General features: G+C 60.3%; 19 protein-coding genes and 1 pseudogene. 7 read left to right on the top strand and 13 right to left on the bottom strand.

Features of this window, described 5'->3' with window-relative positions; translation table 11 throughout:
* Positions 1-57: 57 nt before the first annotated feature.
* Together J2X71_RS15125 and J2X71_RS15130 are read right to left on the bottom strand one after the other, a co-directional pair.
* The gene (locus J2X71_RS15125) at positions 58-564 is read right to left on the bottom strand and encodes a hypothetical protein (RefSeq protein ID WP_113323397.1); all 507 of its coding nucleotides are present in this window, start codon (positions 562-564) and stop codon (positions 58-60) included.
* Positions 561-1,109, bottom strand: coding sequence for a CGNR zinc finger domain-containing protein (locus J2X71_RS15130; RefSeq protein WP_310382873.1), 549 nt, complete (start codon positions 1,107-1,109; stop codon positions 561-563). Before J2X71_RS15130 ends, J2X71_RS15125 begins: the two co-directional genes overlap by 4 nt.
* 66 nt (positions 1,110-1,175) lie before the next feature.
* Between J2X71_RS15130 and J2X71_RS15135 the strand changes: the two genes are divergently transcribed.
* Complete coding sequence (locus J2X71_RS15135; RefSeq protein ID WP_310382874.1) at positions 1,176-2,072, top strand: branched-chain amino acid ABC transporter permease; 897 nt, start codon at positions 1,176-1,178, stop codon at positions 2,070-2,072.
* Here the strand turns inward: J2X71_RS15135 and J2X71_RS15140 are convergent, their stop codons facing one another.
* From J2X71_RS15140 to J2X71_RS15160, 5 genes are all read right to left on the bottom strand, one after another.
* Entirely contained in the window at positions 2,073-2,534 is a 462-nt protein-coding gene (locus tag J2X71_RS15140; RefSeq protein ID WP_310382875.1) for a molybdenum cofactor biosynthesis protein MoaE, read from the bottom strand.
* Between the two features lie 34 nt (positions 2,535-2,568).
* Entirely contained in the window at positions 2,569-2,823 is a 255-nt protein-coding gene (moaD, locus tag J2X71_RS15145) for a molybdopterin converting factor subunit 1 (RefSeq protein WP_310382876.1), read from the bottom strand.
* Positions 2,820-3,410 carry a CDP-diacylglycerol--glycerol-3-phosphate 3-phosphatidyltransferase gene (gene pgsA, locus J2X71_RS15150; RefSeq protein ID WP_113323400.1) on the bottom strand — a complete coding sequence of 197 codons (591 nt, stop codon included), beginning with the start codon at positions 3,408-3,410 and terminating at the stop codon, positions 2,820-2,822. The genes moaD and pgsA overlap by 4 nt, the downstream gene beginning before the upstream one ends.
* Positions 3,411-3,520: 110 nt before the next feature.
* Positions 3,521-5,563: an excinuclease ABC subunit UvrC gene (gene uvrC, locus J2X71_RS15155; protein WP_310382877.1), complete on the bottom strand. Its 2,043-nt coding sequence runs from the start codon at positions 5,561-5,563 to the stop codon at positions 3,521-3,523.
* Positions 5,560-6,327 carry an SDR family oxidoreductase gene (locus J2X71_RS15160; RefSeq protein ID WP_310382878.1) on the bottom strand — a complete coding sequence of 256 codons (768 nt, stop codon included), beginning with the start codon at positions 6,325-6,327 and terminating at the stop codon, positions 5,560-5,562. The genes uvrC and J2X71_RS15160 overlap by 4 nt, the downstream gene beginning before the upstream one ends.
* A gap of 364 nt (positions 6,328-6,691) precedes the next feature.
* Between J2X71_RS15160 and J2X71_RS15165 the strand changes: the two genes are divergently transcribed.
* Positions 6,692-7,324, top strand: coding sequence for a porin family protein (locus tag J2X71_RS15165; RefSeq protein WP_310382879.1), 633 nt, complete (start codon positions 6,692-6,694; stop codon positions 7,322-7,324).
* Positions 7,325-7,400: 76 nt separating this feature from the next.
* Here J2X71_RS15165 and J2X71_RS15170 read toward each other — a convergent pair whose 3' ends face one another.
* Positions 7,401-7,997, bottom strand: coding sequence for a glutathione S-transferase (locus J2X71_RS15170; protein ID WP_310382880.1), 597 nt, complete (start codon positions 7,995-7,997; stop codon positions 7,401-7,403).
* Between the two features lie 55 nt (positions 7,998-8,052).
* The gene (locus J2X71_RS15175; RefSeq protein WP_310382881.1) at positions 8,053-8,922 is read right to left on the bottom strand and encodes a 23S rRNA (adenine(2030)-N(6))-methyltransferase RlmJ; all 870 of its coding nucleotides are present in this window, start codon (positions 8,920-8,922) and stop codon (positions 8,053-8,055) included.
* Between the two features lie 17 nt (positions 8,923-8,939).
* Between J2X71_RS15175 and J2X71_RS15180 the strand changes: the two genes are divergently transcribed.
* Both J2X71_RS15180 and J2X71_RS15185 read left to right on the top strand, forming a co-directional pair.
* The gene (locus J2X71_RS15180) at positions 8,940-11,141 is read left to right on the top strand and encodes a molybdopterin oxidoreductase family protein (protein WP_310382882.1); all 2,202 of its coding nucleotides are present in this window, start codon (positions 8,940-8,942) and stop codon (positions 11,139-11,141) included.
* Entirely contained in the window at positions 11,138-11,728 is a 591-nt protein-coding gene (locus tag J2X71_RS15185; RefSeq protein WP_310382883.1) for an NUDIX domain-containing protein, read from the top strand. Before J2X71_RS15180 ends, J2X71_RS15185 begins: the two co-directional genes overlap by 4 nt.
* A 70-nt stretch (positions 11,729-11,798) precedes the next feature.
* Here J2X71_RS15185 and J2X71_RS15190 read toward each other — a convergent pair whose 3' ends face one another.
* Together J2X71_RS15190 and J2X71_RS15195 are read right to left on the bottom strand one after the other, a co-directional pair.
* Entirely contained in the window at positions 11,799-13,097 is a 1,299-nt protein-coding gene (locus tag J2X71_RS15190) for an NAD(P)/FAD-dependent oxidoreductase (protein ID WP_310382884.1), read from the bottom strand.
* A gap of 4 nt (positions 13,098-13,101) precedes the next feature.
* Positions 13,102-13,722: a PadR family transcriptional regulator gene (locus J2X71_RS15195; protein WP_310383301.1), complete on the bottom strand. Its 621-nt coding sequence runs from the start codon at positions 13,720-13,722 to the stop codon at positions 13,102-13,104.
* 37 nt (positions 13,723-13,759) lie between these two features.
* Here J2X71_RS15195 and J2X71_RS15200 point away from each other — a divergent pair.
* Positions 13,760-14,081 (top strand): annotated as a pseudogene (locus J2X71_RS15200) (alpha-D-ribose 1-methylphosphonate 5-triphosphate diphosphatase); the annotation flags it as partial.
* Positions 14,082-14,103: 22 nt separating this feature from the next.
* Here J2X71_RS15200 and purN read toward each other — a convergent pair.
* Both purN and purM read right to left on the bottom strand, forming a co-directional pair.
* A complete protein-coding gene (gene purN, locus J2X71_RS15205) occupies positions 14,104-14,769 on the bottom strand; it encodes a phosphoribosylglycinamide formyltransferase (protein WP_113323410.1) in 666 nt (221 codons plus the stop codon).
* Positions 14,766-15,839, bottom strand: coding sequence for a phosphoribosylformylglycinamidine cyclo-ligase (gene purM, locus J2X71_RS15210; protein ID WP_310382885.1), 1,074 nt, complete (start codon positions 15,837-15,839; stop codon positions 14,766-14,768). The genes purN and purM overlap by 4 nt, the downstream gene beginning before the upstream one ends.
* A 245-nt stretch (positions 15,840-16,084) precedes the next feature.
* Here purM and J2X71_RS15215 point away from each other — a divergent pair, with 245 nt between their 5' ends.
* The gene (locus J2X71_RS15215) at positions 16,085-17,209 is read left to right on the top strand and encodes an AI-2E family transporter (RefSeq protein ID WP_310382886.1); all 1,125 of its coding nucleotides are present in this window, start codon (positions 16,085-16,087) and stop codon (positions 17,207-17,209) included.
* Positions 17,202-17,915, top strand: coding sequence for a DnaA regulatory inactivator HdaA (gene hdaA, locus J2X71_RS15220; RefSeq protein WP_310382887.1), 714 nt, complete (start codon positions 17,202-17,204; stop codon positions 17,913-17,915). Before J2X71_RS15215 ends, hdaA begins: the two co-directional genes overlap by 8 nt.
* Positions 17,916-17,953 lie beyond the last annotated feature (38 nt).

Below are 17,953 nucleotides of genomic sequence, written 5' to 3' on the forward strand. Positions count from 1 at the left end.
ATGCATTGAATTGACTCATGAAAGCCGGGTTCGTCCCGGCTTTTTTATGTCCCGGGTTCAGGCGGGGCATTTGTCAGTGTTGGAAAAATCCGTCGATCCGTCAGATTTGAAAACCTCCGGGTTCTTCTCGTATCCGGCACCGAGAACCAGCGGCTTGCTCGGCAAGACACTCTGGTCGAGATCGGATTTGAACTGCGTCTTCAGCTCCTGCAAGAGCTTGCCGTCCTTGTCGACCAGTCTGACGGTGACGGCATAGGGCCGGTCCTTGCGCACGCAATGCAGGTTCTCGCTCTGGACTGAAATCTTGTCCTCCATCGGAAACACCTTCTGGTTCAGGACCAGCGGCGCTCCGCCCTGTGGGTTTTCAAATTCGGCGACGATGGTCGAGCCATCGGGAATCGGCGCCGTCTTCTTCAGCGTCAGCAGATAGGTGGCGCTTGCGACGCGGTAGTTGAAGACGAAGAGATGGCCCGTCACTTCCAGCATGCTTTCGGCCTCGCGCTGGCAGGCGGAGAGCACGAGCCCCGCTGCCGCTAGGGCCGTGATGATCGAGCGCCGCTTCATGGCGTCTCCTCCTTCTTTTTCTTCCGGTAATGCCTGTTGGCCTTGGCGCGGTTGCCACAGACGGCCATGTCGCACCAGGCCCGGCTTTTGTTCTTGCTGCGGTCAATGAACAGCCAGCCGCAATTGCCGCAAATCTTCATCCGCTCCGGATCGGGCATGGCGATCAGCCGCAGCACCGAATGGGCCGTCGCCGCATCGAGACCCTTTTCCTCAGCACCCCGCAGCGTGCGCGCCAGCGCTTCCAGCAGTTCGGCAAGAAGCCGGTCGTCATTGCCTTCGAGCACGCGTTGGCGGAAGTAGCGGTCCGTCGCTTCGCGCAGTTCGATGAAGTTGGCTCTATTTTGCGCTCCAACCGGCACTATGTCGCCAAAAAGTGCCCGTTCGGCGCAGAATTCCTGCGCCGCCTCGGGGAAACGCTCCATTTGCCCTTCGGCCTCGAAGCGGTCGATGCGGCGCGCAGTATCGTGACGCAGGATGACACTGTTGGCGACATCGAGCGCCAATGCGCCGCCGGAAAAACGGTGAGGGGTCCAGGAGAAGCTCATGGGAAAAATATAACTGGTAAAACACATTTTACCAGTTATTATTTTAAGCCGATCTGGAGTGACCGAATGGCCTATCTTCTGCAGCAACTGGCGAATGCGGTACCGCTCGCGGCGCTCTACGCCACGCTTGCCTTCGGTTATTCGATCGCCTTCGGTGTCACCAAGCGCCCCGACATTACCTATGGGGCGATTATCGCCTTTGCCGGCCAGATCCTGCTGCTCTTCACGGATATGGCCTATAACCGCCTCTGGCTGGTGCTGCCGGCGGCGATCGCGATCGGCATCTGCGCCTCACTGATCTATTCGGTGGGGGCAGGGGTCTGGATCGGCCGCTTCGTCATGCAGCCGCTCGCCAGCAAATCGCCGAACACGGTCATCGTCGCCGCACTCGGCATGATGATCGTGCTGATGGAGACGGCGCGCCTTGCCGCCAATACCCGCGCCATCTGGTTGCCGCCGCTGTTGAGCGACAACGTGAGCTTCTGGAGCGACGGCACTTTCAAGGTCACGCTCACCTATATCCAGCTTCTGGATACCGTCCTGATGTGCGCGATCATTGCGATCGGCGCATGGATCCTGAAGCGTACCTCCTGGGGCCGCCTATGGCGCGCGGTCATCGACGATCCGCTCGCCGCCGAACTCTGTGGCACCAGCGCCAGCCGTGTCTTCCTGGTGTCCTATGGGGCGGCGGCGCTCGTCGCCACCTGCTGTGGCATCCTTGCAACCTTCTATTACGGGTCGATGGATTTCGGCGCTGGGCTGATGTTCGGCCTCAAGGTGCTGCTGATCGCGGCCGTCGGCGGCTATTCCGATCCGCTGCGCTCGGCGGGTGGTGCCGCCGGTCTGGCGCTTGTCGAGACGCTCTGGGGCGCCTACGGGTCCTTCATCTGGCGCGATCTCGCCATCTTCTCGCTGCTGGTGTTCCTGCTGGTGCTGAGCAGGCGCGAGCGCGTCGTGCTCTGACTATTTCCAGCGGTCGCGCGCGGTGTTGTCGGCATCCGTCGCCGCGATCCAGTCGCCGGTGCCACCGTCCTTGCCGTGTTCCTTCTTCCAGAAGGGAGCCGAAGTTTTCAGGAAATCCATGACGAAGTTTGCACCGTCGAAGGCCGCCTGCCGGTGCGGAGCTGCGGCGACGACTAGCACGATGTTCTCGCCGGCCGCGATCTTTCCGAAACGATGGATGGCGGTCAGGCCATCGAGCTCGAACCGTTCGATGGCGAGCTCGCCGATGCGGCTCATCTCCGCTTCGGCCATGCCGGGATAATGTTCGAGCTCAAGCGCCGACAGTGTCCCGCCCTCATCGCGGCAGAGACCGGAGAATGTGACGATTGCGCCGATGCCGGGCTTGCCTTTGGAAAGCCGGTCGACCTCCGCCTGCAAATCGAAATCCTCGCGCTGGACGCGGATGGTAGGGGTAATGGTCACTTCAGGCTCCTCCGCCCGACGGGATTGGCTGTTCTCAGCCGCCCGTCATTGGCGGGAAAATGCCGATTTCCTTCGCGCCTGTTATCGGCTCGTCGTGCTCCACATGCTCCTGATCGATCGCGACCCGGATCACATCGGGATATTGAAGAGCCATCTCATATTCTTCGCCTAGCCCCTTCAAATGGTTCAGAAGATCGGCAACGCTGATGACGGAAGCGGGGAGGTCGATTTCCTCTTCTCCCTTGCCGATGCGCTCGCGCACCCAGGCGAAATAGACAAGCCGTGTCATTCTTCGTCGTCCACCACGTGTTTCAGCCCGGCGCGGAAATAATCATAGCCGGTATAGATCGTCAGAAGTGCGGCGATCCAGAGGAGCGCGATCCCCGTCCAGGTCGTATAGGGGAAAATGGCATCGCCCGCCGGGCCGGCGAGTAGGAAGGCGATGGCGACAAGCTGCAGCGTCGTCTTCCATTTGGCAATGCGCGTGACCGGCACGCTGACTTTCAGCCCCGCAAGATATTCGCGCAGCCCCGAAACCAGGATTTCGCGGCACAGGATGATGATCGCCGCCCACAGCGACCAGCCGGCAATCGTGCCGTCGGCAGCGACCAAAAGCAGGATGGCGGAAACCAGCAGCTTGTCGGCGATCGGGTCCAGCATGCGGCCGATATTCGACGTCTGGTTCCAGATGCGCGCGAGGTAGCCGTCGAGGAAATCGGTGAGCGAGGCGATGACGAAGATCCACAGCGCCACCCAGCGCGCCGTGTCGCTGCTGCTCAGCCGTCCTTCGATGAAGAAGCAGACAACGATCAGCGGCACTGCCAGGATGCGGCCGTAGGTGAGGAGATTGGGGATGTTATACGCACGCGATGCCATGATGCGGTTCTCTGTATTGATGCGGCGGTAGATGACGGCTTTGCCCCTCGACCGTCAACATTCTTTCTGTTTTTTCGCTGCCTTTGCGTGGAATTTGCGACCGGCACCGCTTATTTCGCGGCGTCGTCGTGAAAATGATTGTAGACCTGCTTTGCGACGGTCTCGGAAATCCCTTCAACCGCCATGAGATCGGAAAGGGCAGCGCGCGACACCGCCTTCGCCGTTCCGAAGTGCTGCAGCAACGCCCGCTTGCGGGATGGGCCGATGCCGCCGATCTCGTCGAGCGGGTTCTTGACCATCTCTTTCTTGCGCCGCGCCCGATGAGAGCCGATCGCGAAACGGTGCGCCTCGTCGCGCATGCGCTGGATGAAGTAGAGAACCGGATCGCGCGGCGGCAGCGTGAAGCTTCCCTTGCCGGGTGCGAAAAAACGCTCACGGCCGGCCTCGCGGTCCACACCCTTGGCGACGCCGATGGCGATGATGCTGTCGGTAATGCCGAGCTCCTCAAGGATCGCACGCACCGCCGTCATTTGCCCCTGACCGCCGTCGATAAGGATCACGTCGGGCCAGGCGGGAAAGGGCATGTCGGCCGCATCGGCAGCGGAAACCTGCGTGCTACGATCCGGGATGCCCTCTTCCTTGAGCAGGCGCGAGAAGCGCCGCGTCATCACTTCGCGCATCATGCCGAAGTCGTCGCCGGGCGTGATCTCCGTCGATTTGATGTTGAACTTGCGATACTGGTTCTTCACGAAGCCTTCCGGCCCGGCGACCACCATGCCGCCGACCGCATTCGTGCCCATGATATGCGAGTTGTCGTAGATCTCGACGCGCTGCGGCACATAGGGCAGGCCGAACGTGTCCTTGAAACCTTCCAGCAGCCGCGACTGCGAGGCCGTTTCGGCAAGCTTGCGGCCATGCGCCTCGCGCGCGTTGGCGACGACATGTTCGACAAGGTCGCGCTTTTCACCGCGCTGGGGAACAAGGATGGAAACCTTGTGCCCGGCCTTCTCGCTGAGTGCGGCGGCCAGCAGCTCCAGCTCGTCCACCATCTCCGACAGCATGATCTGCCGCGGCACCGGCTTGTCGTCGTAGAACTGCGCGAGGAAAGCGTTCAGCACTTCGGCGCCGGAAAGCTGCGGATCGGCCTTCGGGAAGTAGGCGCGGTTGCCCCAGTTCTGGCCAGTGCGGAAGAAGAAGACCTGGATACAGGAAATCCCGCCTTCGTGATGGATGGCGAAGACATCCGCCTCCTCGACGCCGGCAGGATTGATGCCCTGGTGGCTCTGCACATGCGAGAGCGCGGCAAGACGGTCGCGATAGATCGCGGCGCGCTCGAAATCGAGGTCCTCGGCGGCGGCGTTCATCGCCTCCGCGATATGCTCCTTCACCTTCTGGCTCTTGCCGGACAGGAAGTCCTTGGCTTCCTGAACCAGCTCCGCATAGCCCTCGTCACTGACCTCACGGGTGCAGGGTCCGGAACAGCGCTTGATCTGGTAGAGCAGGCAGGGCCGGGTGCGCGTCTCGAAGACACTATCGGTACAGGTGCGGATCAGGAAGGCGCGCTGCAGCGAATTGATCGTGCGACCGACCGCGCCTGCCGAAGCAAAGGGGCCGAAATAATCGCCCTTGCGGGCGCGCGCACCGCGATGCTTGAAGATGGCTGGTGCCCGATGATCGCCGGTAATCAGGATATAGGGAAACGACTTGTCGTCGCGCAGCAGCACGTTAAAGCGCGGCCGTAAGCGCTTGATGAGATTCGCTTCCAGCAGCAGCGCCTCGGTCTCCGTCCGCGTCGTGACGAATTCCATATTGGCGGTCTGGCGCACCATCTGGGCGATACGGTTGGAGTGTACGCGACCCATCGCATAATTGCCGACGCGCTTCTTCAGGCTGCGGGCCTTGCCGACATAGAGAACGTCACCCGCCTCGTTGAACATCCGGTAGACGCCGGGGCTGTTCGGCAGGCGTTTGACGAATTCGGCGATCAGATCCGCACCGACAAGGCCGGTTTCATTGATGCTGCCGGCATTCCAGTCGACCGACGCAGCAATCGGCGCGGCAGAGGCTTCGCCTTCCACCTCGATGATGTCGTCGTCGTTCTCGTCAGTCTCGTCGTAAAGAACACCGCCATCGGGCAGCTTCTTGGCATTCATTCCTTGATCTCCAGCACGTCCGGCGTCTGCCATGCGAGATGCTGGCCGCCGTCGAGTGCAATCATCTGACCCGTGATCGAAGGGGTCTCGAACAGAAAACGAATCGTTCGGCCAAATTCCTTGAGCTCAGGTCCCCGCTTCAAGATAAGGGCTGAAACCTGCGCTTGGAAGTCTTCCTGCAATTGCCGTTCGCTCGGTACTGTAGGGCCGGGGCCGATCGCGTTGACGCGGATGCGCGGCGCCAGCGCCTGTGCCATGGTCTGTGTCGCCGTCCACAGCGCCGATTTCGACAGGGTATAGGAGTAGAAGCTCGGCCGCAGCGCCCAGACGCGCTGGTCGATAATGTTGACGATCAGCCCTTCGGCCGTTTCCGGCAGCTGTTCGGCGAATTTGGCGGCGAGTATCGAAGGCGCGCGAACATGGACGGCGAAATGCTCGTCCCACACCTGCGCATCGAATTTGCGGAGCGAATCCTCAAGGAAAATCGATGCGTTGTTGACGAGAAGATCGATCGGGCCGAGCGCCTCGCACGCCTTCCCGACAAGTCCTCCGGTCTCATCGATTTTGGCGAGATCGGCCTTGATCGCAACCGCCTGATGGCCCCTTTGCCGCAATTCCGCCACAAAATCCTCAGCCTCGGCGAGCGAGCCGTTGGCATGGATTGCGACCGAAAATCCATCAGCAACAAGGTCTTCGGCGATTGCCCGGCCTATTCTTTTGGCAGCACCCGTCACAAGCGCCGCGCGAAGTCTTTTCTTGGTCAAGATGCTGCCTTCTGGTCCAGCGAGTTCGTTTGCTGACTATATAAGGGCAGGCTCTGATTATATAAATAGGCCGAAAACATTGCCTGTTCGGCCCGGATATTCTATGTATTATTTGCGATCGCGATTTATTAAAATAAGTATTGTAAGTTTAACTGTTTATTATCCTTAATAAACGGTATGTTGCAGCCAAGCAACATCGAATTTCTGCCGCCGCGGAGCCACAATGATATCACAATTTGGCTCTTTCAAATCCGCATTTGCATTCCAATTTCACTCTCGATCCGGAAGGGACATTTAGTAATCCCCCGTGAATGCTTCGCCGAAGTTTGAGTTGACGAGCGCGCGGGACTGAAAGGAGAAAAGTATGCGTATACTCTTTGCTGGCCTCATGGCTTCCGCTCTCGCCGTTGGCGGTTTCTCGGTAGCCCAGGCAGCCGATGCCGTGGATCAGGTCCCGCAGGCACCGGTCGCTGAGGACACCCCGGCTCCGGTCAACAACTGGCAGGGTTTCTACCTCGGTGGCGCCGCGACCTACAACGCGGGCAGCTTCGGTTCCGACCGCAATACCTATGATTGGGGTGGTCAGCTCTTCACCGGCTACAATTTCCAGCAAGGCCAGATCGTTTACGGTGCTGAAGCCGATCTCGGTTATGGCGATGCAGACGTCACTCAGGGTGGCATCAAGAACAAGACCGACTGGAACGGCTCCGTCCGCGGCCGCGTCGGTTACGACCTGAACCCCTTCCTGCTCTATGGTACGGCAGGTCTGGCGCTCGCCAACACCAAGGTTTCCGACGGTACGTCTTCCGACAGCAAGACCGCCTATGGGTACACGGTCGGCGCCGGTGTGGAAGCCTTCGTGACCAACAACATCACGACGCGCCTCGAATACCGCTATACCGACTATCAGGACAAGGACTACAACCTGAACTCCGGCAGCGTTTCGCGCGGCTTCGACGAAAACAGCGTCAAGGTCGGTATCGGCGTCAAGTTCTAATTCGGATTGCAGCGAACATGAAAAAAGCCGGGCTTCGTGTCCGGCTTTTTTGTTGTCTTCACCAATTTCAAATCGCTCAGACTTGCGGCTTCAACTGCTCATAGCCGTCAAATTTCTTCTCGAATTCCCGCAGCCAGCCGATCAGCTCGGCATGGTCTTCTTCCCACTGGCCCCTGAAGCGCAGGTCGAGATAGCCGATCGTGGCGGCCAGCGCGAAATGCCCGGCATGCAGCTTCTTGCCGAGCTTCGGCGTATTGGCGGCCAGATAGTTCAGTGCGGTCTCGACCTTCTTCCACTGCCGGTCGATCCAGGGCTGATGCACCTTTTCCTCATCGCGGAAGCGGCGCTCATAGACGATCGCCAGGAGGCAGTCGCAGACGCCGTCGCATAGCGCTTCCAGCACTTCGGCATCGGTGCGTTTGCCCTTCTTGGAAGGGTAGAGCGCGCCCTTCGTCATCCGGTCGAAATAATGCATGATGGCGATGCTGTCGAAGATGGAAACACCGTCATCCGTTAGCAGCGTCGGGATCTTGCCGAGCGGATTGTTGTCCACGAGGATCGCCGGTCCCGCATTCGTATCGACCCGTATTTCCGTGATCTCCAGGCCGAGATGGCGGGCAGCCAAGCGCACCTTGCTGGAAAAAGGCGAGGTCGGAGAGCAGAGAAGCTTCATGGGGCACCTTTTCGGTATACGGATGGCGCCGGACTATTCCTGAGCGCCGAGTCGGTCAATCGGCCTTGACAGGTTTCGTCTCTGCGCGCAGCCAGAAGGCCCGTTGCGAGGCGAAACGGTCCTGCGCCAGATGGTCCTTTAGGGCCGGCAGCAACTGGTGCAGCTCGTCCTTCAGCGTGAAGGGCGGATTGACGATGATGAGGCCAGAGCCGGTCAGCCCCGTCGTTTCGCGGTCGCTGCGCACGGCAAGTTCCGCGCAGAGCACCTTCGGAATGTCCGTTGCCTGCAGCGCCTCATGGAATTCCTTGATCGGCGCGCCCTTTTTCAACGGATACCAGAGGCAATAGGTCCCGCCAGGAAAGCGCCGATAGGCCCTGGCGAGGCCATCCACCAGTCGTTCATATTCGCCGTCCTCCTCGAAAGGCGGATCGACGAGCACGATGCCACGCTTTTCCTTCGGCGGCAGATGCGCGCCGAGCGCCAGCCAGCCGTCGAGCTCGGTAATGCGCGCATGGTGATCGCCTTCGAAGACGCGGTGCAGCCGGACAAAATCTTCCGGATGCAGTTCCATCGCCGAAAGCCGGTCCTGCGGGCGGAAGAGCATGCGGGCAAGCTTCGGCGAGCCGGGATAGTAGCGCAGGCCGCCCTGCGGGTTCAGTTGCCGAACGGCAGAAAGATAGGGCTCCAGAAGCTCCGAGACCTGCGGCCCAAGATCGGTTTCCAAGAGCTTGCCGATACCATCATGCCATTCGCCGGTCTTCTGCGCTTCCTCGGAGGAGAGATCGTAGAGGCCGAGACCGGCATGTGTGTCGAGCACCCGAAAGCCGGCGTCCTTTTTCTGCATATAGCGGATCAGCCGCGCCAGCACCGCATGCTTCAGCACATCGGCAAAATTGCCTGCATGGTAGATGTGGCGATAGTTCATTTTCGCTGATGCCTGTTATGAATTCGGATCATTGGGAGTTTTTGTGCCTTTTGGGCGGTCGAGCCTTGGCATATAGAAATCGCATGAACATTGCGACCCCCATCCACGCCAAATCCCGGATCGGTCACACGGCCTGTCCGCATGACTGTCCCTCCACCTGCGCACTGGAGATAGACCTGACGGAAGACGGCCGCATCGGCCGCGTCCGGGGCGCCAGTGACCATTCCTATACGTCGGGCGTCATCTGCGCCAAGGTCGCCCGCTATGCCGAGCGCCTCTACCATCCCGATCGTCTCATGCATCCGTTGCGCCGCACCGGCGCCAAAGGGGCAGGGCAATGGCAGCAGATCTCCTGGGATGACGCGCTGGACGAGATTGCCGAAGCCTTCGTGAAGGCCGAGGCAAAGGATGGTAGCGAAGCCATCTGGCCCTATTTCTACGCCGGCACCATGGGCTGGGTGCAGCGCGACTCGATCGAGCGCCTGCGCCACGCCAAGCGCTATTCCGGCTTCTTCTCTTCGATCTGCACCAACCCCGCCTGGACCGGCTTCACCATGGCGACAGGCATGCTGCGCGGCCCCGACCCGCGCGAGATGGCGCGCACCGACTGCGTCGTCATCTGGGGCACCAATGCGGTCGCCACGCAGGTCAACGTGATGACCCACGCGATCAGGTCGCGCAAGGAGCGCGGCGCCAAGATCGTCGTCATCGACATCTACGACAATCCGACGATGAAGCAGGCCGATATGGCCCTGATCGTCAAGCCCGGCACCGATGCAGCACTTGCCTGCGCCACCATGCACATCGCCTTCCGCGATGGTTATGCCGACCGCGACTACATGGCGAAATATGCCGATGATCCCGCTGGCCTCAAAGCGCATCTGAAGACAAAGACGCCGGAATGGGCCGCTGCCATCACCGGCCTTTCGGTCGATGAGATCGAAGCCTTCGGCAAGCTCGTCGGCACGACCAAGAAGACCTTTTTCCGCCTCGGCTATGGCTTCACCCGCCAGCGCAACGGCGCGGTCGCTATGCATGCGGCTGCCTCGATCGCCACCGTGCTCGGCTCCTGGCAATATGAGGGCGGCGGCGCCTTCCATTCCAACAGCGATATCTTCCGCATGAACAATGCGGAGCTGACCGGCAAGTCGATGAAGGATGCCGATATCCGCATGATCGACCAGTCGCAGATCGGCCGGGCACTGACGGGTGATGCCGTGGCACTCCGCCATCGCGGCCCTGTTACGGCCATGCTGATCCAGAACACCAATCCCGTGAACATCGCGCCGGAGCAGCGGCTTGTGAAGCGCGGTTTTGCCCGCGACGATCTCTTCGTCGCGGTCCACGAGCAGTTCATGACCGAGACGGCCGACATGGCCGACATCGTCATTCCCGCCACCATGTTCGTCGAGCACGACGATATCTATCGCGCCGGCGGCCAAAACCATATCCTTCTCGGCCCGAAGCTCGTCGAGCCGCCGCCGACTGTTCGCACCAACCTCTTCGTCATCGAGGAACTCGCCAAACGCCTCGGTGTCGCCGATCGCCCCGGCTTCGGCTTCACGGCGCGCGAAATGGTCGATCGCGTTCTGGCGGCAAGCGGTCTGCCGGATTACGACCATTTCCTTGAGCATAAATGGTTCGATCGGCAGCCGGCCTTTGAGGAGGCGCATTATCTTGATGGTTTCGCCCATGCCGACGGCAGGTTCCACTTCCGTCCGGACTGGGTGAACGGTGCTTCGCCAAACAAGCCGCCGGCCTCGGTCGGCGCGCTCGGCCCCTATGCCGCACTGCCGCCGTTCCCGGATCAGGTCGATGTCATCGAACTTGCTGATCCCGAACATCCCTTCCGCCTTGCCACATCACCGGCACGCAACTTCCTGAATTCGAGCTTCTCGGAGACCAAGACCTCGCGCGAGAAGGAAGGCCGCCCGGAAGTGATGATCAATCCCGCCGATGCCGAAGCCAACGGCGTCGATAACGGCGATCTCGTCCGCATCGGCAATGTCCGCGGCGATCTGCGCCTCCATGTTCGCGTCACCACGGAAGTCAAGCCCGGCGTGCTGATTGCCGAAGGCCTCTGGCCGAACAAGGCACATGTCGACGGCGAAGGCATCAACGTACTCACCGGCGCCGATCCCGTGGCGCCCTATGGCGGCGCTGCCGTCCATGACAACAAGGTCTGGCTCCGGAAGGACGCCGCCAAGGACATTTTATGACGCGATCGAAAGCAAAAGTGGAAATCGTCGGCAAGGAAATCCTGTCCGACGGCTGGACGAAGCTGGTCGGCTACCAGATCGACTACACTGATCGGAATGGCGTGACCCATCGCTTGCCGCGCGAGGTCTATCACCGCACGCCCGCCGCCTGCATTCTGCTTTACGATCCCACGCGCGATGTCGTCGTGCTGGTGAAGCAGTTCCGTCTGCCGGCCTATGTAAACGACGATCCCGCCTGGATGATCGAAGTCCCGGCCGGCCTGCTCGACGGCGATGAACCTGAGGCCGCGATCCGCCGCGAGGCGATGGAGGAGACCGGCTATACGGTCCGTGACATCAGCTTCCTTTTCAAGTCTTATCCGGCTCCGGGCTCCATTACCGAAGTCGTGCATTTTTTCGCAGCAAGGATCGATACCGCCGACCGCACATCCGACGGCGGCGGCCTTGAGGAAGAGCATGAGGACATTGAGGTGCTGGAAATCCCGCTCCCGGAAGCCCTTGCGATGGTCGAAAAGGGCGAAATCATCGATCTCAAGACGATCACGCTGCTGCAATGGGCGCTCCTGAATAAGGGCAAACTTCGATAGCGAGGTAAGACGATCGACGCCTGATTCGTCGAGTTATCTCTGAGGCGGATCGACCCTATCCTCGACGGCCTTAGTTTTCCCCGCGAACTCGCATCATCTGCCGAAAGGTGCGCCGCTTTAGTGCAGGTATTGCGTTGATGGTACGCATGGCGCCACGCGTCGCAGCCAGCTGAAGTCTGCCGACAATTGGCCGATGGGCCAGGTCGCTGGCATCCATCTGTTTTTTCGATTCCTGGACTGCTTCGGTACTATAGCGAAGCATCTCGACTTCGTAGGCATGTATGGCTTCGAGGAGCGGCTTTTGTCCTTGGTCCGCTTCGACCAGCATGCGTCCAAGCAGAGCGGCATCGCGAAGCGCTGTATTGGCGCCCGCGCCTCGTCCGGGTGTCATCGTATGGACGGCGTCACCGAGAAGGGTGACATTCGAACTCGTCCAAGGCGTCAGCGGAACGGAGGTCCTCATCTTGACATCGTGGATCGTTGAGGGCTCGGTCATACGGATGAGTGCACGCAGGTGCGGGTGCCAGTCCCGAGTGATCTCCAAGCCCAGCTCTTGCAACTGTTTGCCGCTCAGGCCGGTTGGGTCCCGCGGGAAATTCTGCCGAGCGCCCCATACGCCCCAGCCGATGCTGTCCTCGTCGAGTGCTTCGACGAAATCCGGCCAACGAGCAGCAAAACCAGAGCCGCTTCTGATGTTGGCGAACTCGAGCGAGTGGACAATTGCACCGAAGCCCATCGGTGCCATAATCAGCGACATGCCTTTGAACATTTTGTCCGACAGCAGAGCTTTCGCCTCGGCCGTCATAGGAATTTTTCCCCCGAGCGATACGATCCCCGTGTCTTCGAGACGCGCTTCCGGCAGACGTTGGTTGCGTACGGTCGAGCTCGTGCCATCGGCTCCCACAAGGACATCACCTGTCGCGAGGCTTCCATCCTGAAAGCAAGCGGTGACCGACCCGTCAGCGCTACTTGTGTAACCTTCAAACGCCTTCCCGAAGAAAACGTCGTCTTCAAGTCCTCTGAGCAGAACCCGCCTCAGCGTCTTTCGAATGACGTTCTTTTCACCGTCGAGAGCGTTCGGGCCTTGATCATCGATATCGAAGCTCAGCACTTCGCCCAACTGTTCAGTGAGCATGTTGAAATAGCGCGGCGACCTGGAGCAGGTGGCGACATAGAGCTCGTAGAGCTCGCTGGGGATACAGGCTTTCAGCGCTCGGCTTCCAGCCGGGCTGATGCCCACGCGATAACCACCGGTATCGGCGTTCGGCGCGAAGTCGCGCTCATACACGGCAATGCAAACGCCAGCCTGCTTAAGCAGATGAGCAAGTGCCAAGCCGCCGGTCCCGGCGCCGATAATCAAAACCTTCATGGTGCTAGTCCTGATCGAGTTTAGGATCGATGGAGAATTTCGCTGCGATCTGCCTCAGCCACTCTTCTGTCCAGGTGATGCGCTGTGCGCGCAGGTCTTCGACAATGCTGTTGACCCAGGACAATTCGGTTGCGTGAAGCGCCTGGAGATATTCCATCTCGAGAAGGAAGAGCCTTGGAACGGCCTGCGCTTCCTGCAGGGCGTCGTCGATCCTGTGAAGCTCCGAGTCGATGGCTTTTGCCCTGAGCTCAAGCTGGCTCGCCACATCATCAGGCGTAAGCAGTGGAAGAAATGAAATGGCTGCCGGGAATTCCGGATATTCCCGCGTTAATGTCGACAATATCGCCCGCATCCAGTCCAGCGCGACGTCGCGACCCTTCTCGGTTATCTCATACACCGTCCGCTCGGGACGCTTGTCATCCCGGATTGTTTTCTGGGGGGTGATCAAACCCTCACGTTCGAGCCGCTGGATTGTCTGATAAAGGCTCGCCCTTTGCGTGACATTGATCACCTCGTCCTTGCCGCGCTCCTTGATGAGACGCTGCATTCGGTAAGGGTGCAGCGGCTCTTCCATGAGCATTGCAAGGACAGCGAGCGCTATTGGAGAACGTTTGATTGATGTCATAATCATAATCTTACTAGTTAGTTTATAACTAGTCAATGCAATGGCTCGGGGTCGTTGGTGCCTGGTGATGGGCGCGCCGAACGCGCCGCGTGGCCAGTCAATGCCAGGCAATTTGAGCGCGCTCGATGCCGCGAGAGCCTGACTGCCCAGCGTCATCGCCGCCGATTATCATCCGGCCGCCTTCGCGCCTGGCATCTTCAAGCTTGTTGATATCGTGGAGGGCGGGCCGTCGGCAGCCGTTGCCATGGCGACCGGCAATGCGGGCCGCTCCCGCCGGTCGCCTGAATCGTGGCGAGACCGCCATCGGCCAGCGCGCCGATCTGGTGGCGGTCGAGCTGGGCGGCGTCCATCGCATCCGCTTCAGGCTCTTGCGGCCTGAAGCTAGTCGCCGATCAGCGAAATAAGCTGGGATTTCGGGGCGGTGGCGGAAGCGGTCGCTCCAACCGCTTTCCCGCCTTCCATCTTCACCTTGCCTTCAGCAAAGAGACGCAGCGCCTGTGGATAGAGCTGATGTTCGATCGTCAGTACGCGTCCCGCCAGCGCATCGGCGGTATCACCCGCAAGCACAGGCACGGCCGCCTGGCCGATAACAGGGCCTTCATCCATGCCTTCGGTAACGAAATGCACGGTGCAGCCGGCAATCCGCATTCCGGCGTCGATCGCCCGTTGGTGCGTATGCAGTCCCGGAAAGAGCGGCAGCAGGGAAGGGTGAATATTGATGATCCGGCCTTCATGGCGCTGGATGAAGGCGCCCGAGAGCAGCCTCATATAGCCGGCAAGGCAGATGATATCGGGTGAAAGCTCGTCAAGCGCGGCAAGGATCGCCGCCTCGTGCGCGTCCTTGCTGGCATAGTCCTTGCGCACGAAAGCGAAAGTCGCAATGCCCTCCGCCGCTGCCTTGGCCAGCCCGCCTGCATCTGCCTTGTCGGAAATCACGCCGACGATCTCGGCCGGATAATCCTCAGCCTTTGCCGCCTGCACCAGCGCCATCATGTTGGAGCCGCCGCCGGAAATGAAGACGACAGCGCGTTTGCGCGGCGAACTCATAGAGCGAGCGTACCCTTGTAGATCGTGCCAGCTTCGCCCTCAGTGCGGGCGACCATGCGGCCGAGCGTCACAACCTTTTCACCTTCCGCTTCAAGCGCCTGGGAGACTGCTGCAACATTCTCTGCGGCGACGACGACAATCATGCCGATGCCGCAGTTGAAGGTGCGCAGCATTTCCTTGGCTTCGACGCCGCCTGTCTTGGCAAGCCACGAGAAAACGGCCGGCGCCTCGACGGCGGCAAGGTCGATCTCGGCGGCGAGATGCTTCGGCAGCACGCGCGGAATATTTTCAGGAAAACCGCCGCCGGTGATGTGGGCAAGCGCCTTCAGCGCGCCCGTCTCGCGGATCGCCTTCAAGAGCGGCTTCACATAGATGCGGGTCGGCGTCAGCAGCGCTTCGCCGAGCTTCTTGCCCTCGGCAAACGGCGCCGGCGCATCCCAGCCGAGGCCGGAAAGCGAAACGATCTTGCGCACCAGCGAGAAGCCGTTGGAATGAACGCCGGAGGAGGAGAGGCCGAGAATGGCGTCGCCTTCCACAATATCGCCCGACGGCAGCAGCTTCCCGCGTTCGGCCGCACCCACCGCAAAGCCGGCGAGATCATAGTCGCCCGAGGAATACATGCCCGGCATTTCCGCCGTTTCGCCGCCGATCAGCGCACAGCCCGCCTCGCGGCAGCCGGCAGCGATGCCGCCGACGATCGCTGCACCCTGATCCGGATCGAGCTTGCCGGTCGCGAAATAGTCGAGGAAGAACAGCGGCTCGGCGCCCTGCACGACGAGATCGTTGACGCACATGGCGACGAGGTCGATGCCGACCGTGTCGTGATAGTCGGCATCGATGGCGATCTTCAGCTTGGTGCCGACGCCGTCATTGGCGGCAACCAGCACGGGATCCGTAAAGCCTGCGGCCTTGAGATCGAAGAGCCCGCCGAAGCCGCCGATCTCGCCATCGGCGCCCGGACGGCGCGTGGAGCGCACGGCTGGCTTGATCTTCTCCACCATTAGGTTTCCGGCATCGATGTCGACGCCTGCATCGCTATAGGTCAGACCGTTTTTCCCAGACTGGCTCATGCTGATCTCCGGAGGATTTAAAGCTGCGGATAAAGGACCGCGTCACATGCCGGTCGCAATTGCATGAGAGTGCGCTTTATGCAAGCGTTGCAAGGGAAAAGCCCCCATTTTCCAGCTAATCCCTGTGCGCTTTCCGGATTCGGTGCAATAGGGTTGACCATCTTTGCGCCTCCATCCTATGTGCTGGAGCGGCCACGGTCGTTCTAAAGCGGCATGGGCAGGGGCGAGCGATCAGCGGGGAAGCGATGCCACAACAGGTCAGCGGAACGATATTAAAGCGCCAGGTCATCTTCTGGGCGACGGTTCTGCTTGTCTTTGTCGCTTTCCTTTACATCTTCAGCTCGATCCTGCTGCCCTTCATTGCCGGCATGACGATCGCTTATTTTCTCGATCCGGTGGCCGACAGGCTGGAGCGGTTTGGCTTGAGCCGCCTGATGGCAACCATCGTCATTCTGGTGGCCTTCGTCATCGTCTTCGTGCTGGCGCTGATGATCCTCATTCCCGTCCTCATCACCCAGTTCAACGATTTCGCCCAGCGCCTGCCGGGCTATATCACCCTGCTGCAGCAATTCATCGCCGACTACCAGGATTCCGTGCTGCCTGGCTGGATCAAAAGCCAACTCGGCACCATCAAGAATAATTTCTCCAGCATCCTGTCGGAAGGCATGGGTTTTCTGACGGGGCTCTTTGCCCAGATCTGGAATTCCGGCAAGGCGATCGTCGACGTCATCTCGCTGCTCGTCATCACGCCGGTTGTCGCCTTCTACATCCTGCTCGACTGGGATCGTATGGTCGCCAAGGTCGATCAGTGGGTGCCGCGCGATTACGTGAACGACGTGCGCCAGATTGCCAGGGAGATGGATCAGGCGATTGCCGGCTTTATCAGAGGGCAGGGTTCGCTTTGCCTCATCCTCGGCATTTATTATGCTGTTGGCCTCTCAATCGTAGGCCTGAATTTCGGCCTGCTCATCGGGCTTTTCGCCGGCATGATCAGCTTCATCCCCTATGTTGGCTCGATGGTCGGGCTTGTGCTCGCAATCGGCGTGGCGATCGTCCAGTTCTGGCCGGATTATGTCTGGATCGTCGCTGTTCTCGCCGTCTTCTTCAGCGGCCAGTTTCTGGAAGGTAACATCCTCCAGCCGAAGCTCGTTGGCTCCAGCGTCGGCCTGCATCCCGTCTGGCTGATGTTCGCGCTCTTTGCCTTCGGCGCGCTCTTTGGTTTCGTCGGCCTGCTGATCGCGGTGCCGGCCGCTGCTGCTGTTGGCGTCCTTGTCCGCTTTGCGCTTTCGCGCTACCTTCAAAGCGATCTCTACTATGGCAGGTTGACGAGCGACCGGGCCGGGAAGACGAAATCTGTTTCCGATGAATGACGTGAAGAACGCTGATCCGAAGCGCAAGGCCGGAGAACAGCTTCCCTTGGCCTTTTCGCATGACGCTGCAACCGGCCGCGACGACCTCCTGATGTCGGAACGTCTCGCTGCCGCGGTTTCGATCGTCGATGCCTGGCCGAACTGGCCGTCGCCGGTCGTCATCCTTGCCGGTCCCGTCGGCTCCGGAAAATCGCATCTCGCCGGCATCTGGAAGGAACTGAGCGGGGCGGAAATCATCCATCCCCTGGCCGGTTCCGATGCGGCAGTCGCGGCCGCCAACGGTCCCGTGTTGTTCGAGGACGTCGACCGGACAGGCTTCGATGACGCCTCGCTCTTCCATGTCATCAACAGCGTGCGGGAAAACGGCACCAGCCTCTTGATGACAAGCCGCCTCTGGCCCATGTCCTGGCCGGTCGCGCTGCCCGATCTGCGTTCGCGCCTGAAGGCTGCGACGGTCGTCGAGATCGGCGAACCGGACGAGGAATTGCTGTCGCAGGTCATCGTCAAGCTCTTCGCCGACCGGCAGCTTTATATAGATGACAAACTCGTCCTTTATATCGTCAATCGCATGGAGCGGTCGCTCAACGCCGCCCAGACGATTGTCGAAAGGCTCGATCGGCTGGCGCTTTCCAGAGGCACGGGGATTACCCGTTCGCTCGCAGCTGAAGTATTGAATGAATTGGGAAATTCCGGCTCGGGCGATTGACTGTCACAGTTCCGTCGTGAAACTGATATATTCGCCGA

The sequence above is a fragment of the Rhizobium sp. 1399 genome (genome assembly GCF_031455475.1).
Taxonomy (GTDB): Bacteria; Pseudomonadota; Alphaproteobacteria; order Rhizobiales; family Rhizobiaceae; genus Rhizobium.

Bases quoted from the DNA above. Each gene is read 5' to 3' on its own strand.
- J2X71_RS15180 (WP_310382882.1), top strand. From the start codon at position 8,940: ATGAATTCGGATCATTGGGAGTTTTTGTGCCTTTTGGGCGGTCGAGCC.
- pgsA (WP_113323400.1), bottom strand. From the start codon at position 3,410: ATGGCATCGCGTGCGTATAACATCCCCAATCTCCTCACCTACGGCCGC.
- purM (WP_310382885.1), bottom strand. From the start codon at position 15,839: ATGAGCCAGTCTGGGAAAAACGGTCTGACCTATAGCGATGCAGGCGTC.
- J2X71_RS15215 (WP_310382886.1), top strand. From the start codon at position 16,085: ATGCCACAACAGGTCAGCGGAACGATATTAAAGCGCCAGGTCATCTTC.
- hdaA (WP_310382887.1), top strand. From the start codon at position 17,202: ATGAATGACGTGAAGAACGCTGATCCGAAGCGCAAGGCCGGAGAACAG.
- uvrC (WP_310382877.1), bottom strand. From the start codon at position 5,563: ATGAATGCCAAGAAGCTGCCCGATGGCGGTGTTCTTTACGACGAGACT.
- J2X71_RS15175 (WP_310382881.1), bottom strand. From the start codon at position 8,922: ATGAACTATCGCCACATCTACCATGCAGGCAATTTTGCCGATGTGCTG.
- J2X71_RS15135 (WP_310382874.1), top strand. From the start codon at position 1,176: ATGGCCTATCTTCTGCAGCAACTGGCGAATGCGGTACCGCTCGCGGCG.
- moaD (WP_310382876.1), bottom strand. From the start codon at position 2,823: ATGACACGGCTTGTCTATTTCGCCTGGGTGCGCGAGCGCATCGGCAAG.
- J2X71_RS15190 (WP_310382884.1), bottom strand. From the start codon at position 13,097: ATGAAGGTTTTGATTATCGGCGCCGGGACCGGCGGCTTGGCACTTGCT.
- J2X71_RS15185 (WP_310382883.1), top strand. From the start codon at position 11,138: ATGACGCGATCGAAAGCAAAAGTGGAAATCGTCGGCAAGGAAATCCTG.
- J2X71_RS15130 (WP_310382873.1), bottom strand. From the start codon at position 1,109: ATGAGCTTCTCCTGGACCCCTCACCGTTTTTCCGGCGGCGCATTGGCG.
- J2X71_RS15165 (WP_310382879.1), top strand. From the start codon at position 6,692: ATGCGTATACTCTTTGCTGGCCTCATGGCTTCCGCTCTCGCCGTTGGC.
- J2X71_RS15170 (WP_310382880.1), bottom strand. From the start codon at position 7,997: ATGAAGCTTCTCTGCTCTCCGACCTCGCCTTTTTCCAGCAAGGTGCGC.
- J2X71_RS15125 (WP_113323397.1), bottom strand. From the start codon at position 564: ATGAAGCGGCGCTCGATCATCACGGCCCTAGCGGCAGCGGGGCTCGTG.
- J2X71_RS15195 (WP_310383301.1), bottom strand. From the start codon at position 13,722: ATGACATCAATCAAACGTTCTCCAATAGCGCTCGCTGTCCTTGCAATG.
- purN (WP_113323410.1), bottom strand. From the start codon at position 14,769: ATGAGTTCGCCGCGCAAACGCGCTGTCGTCTTCATTTCCGGCGGCGGC.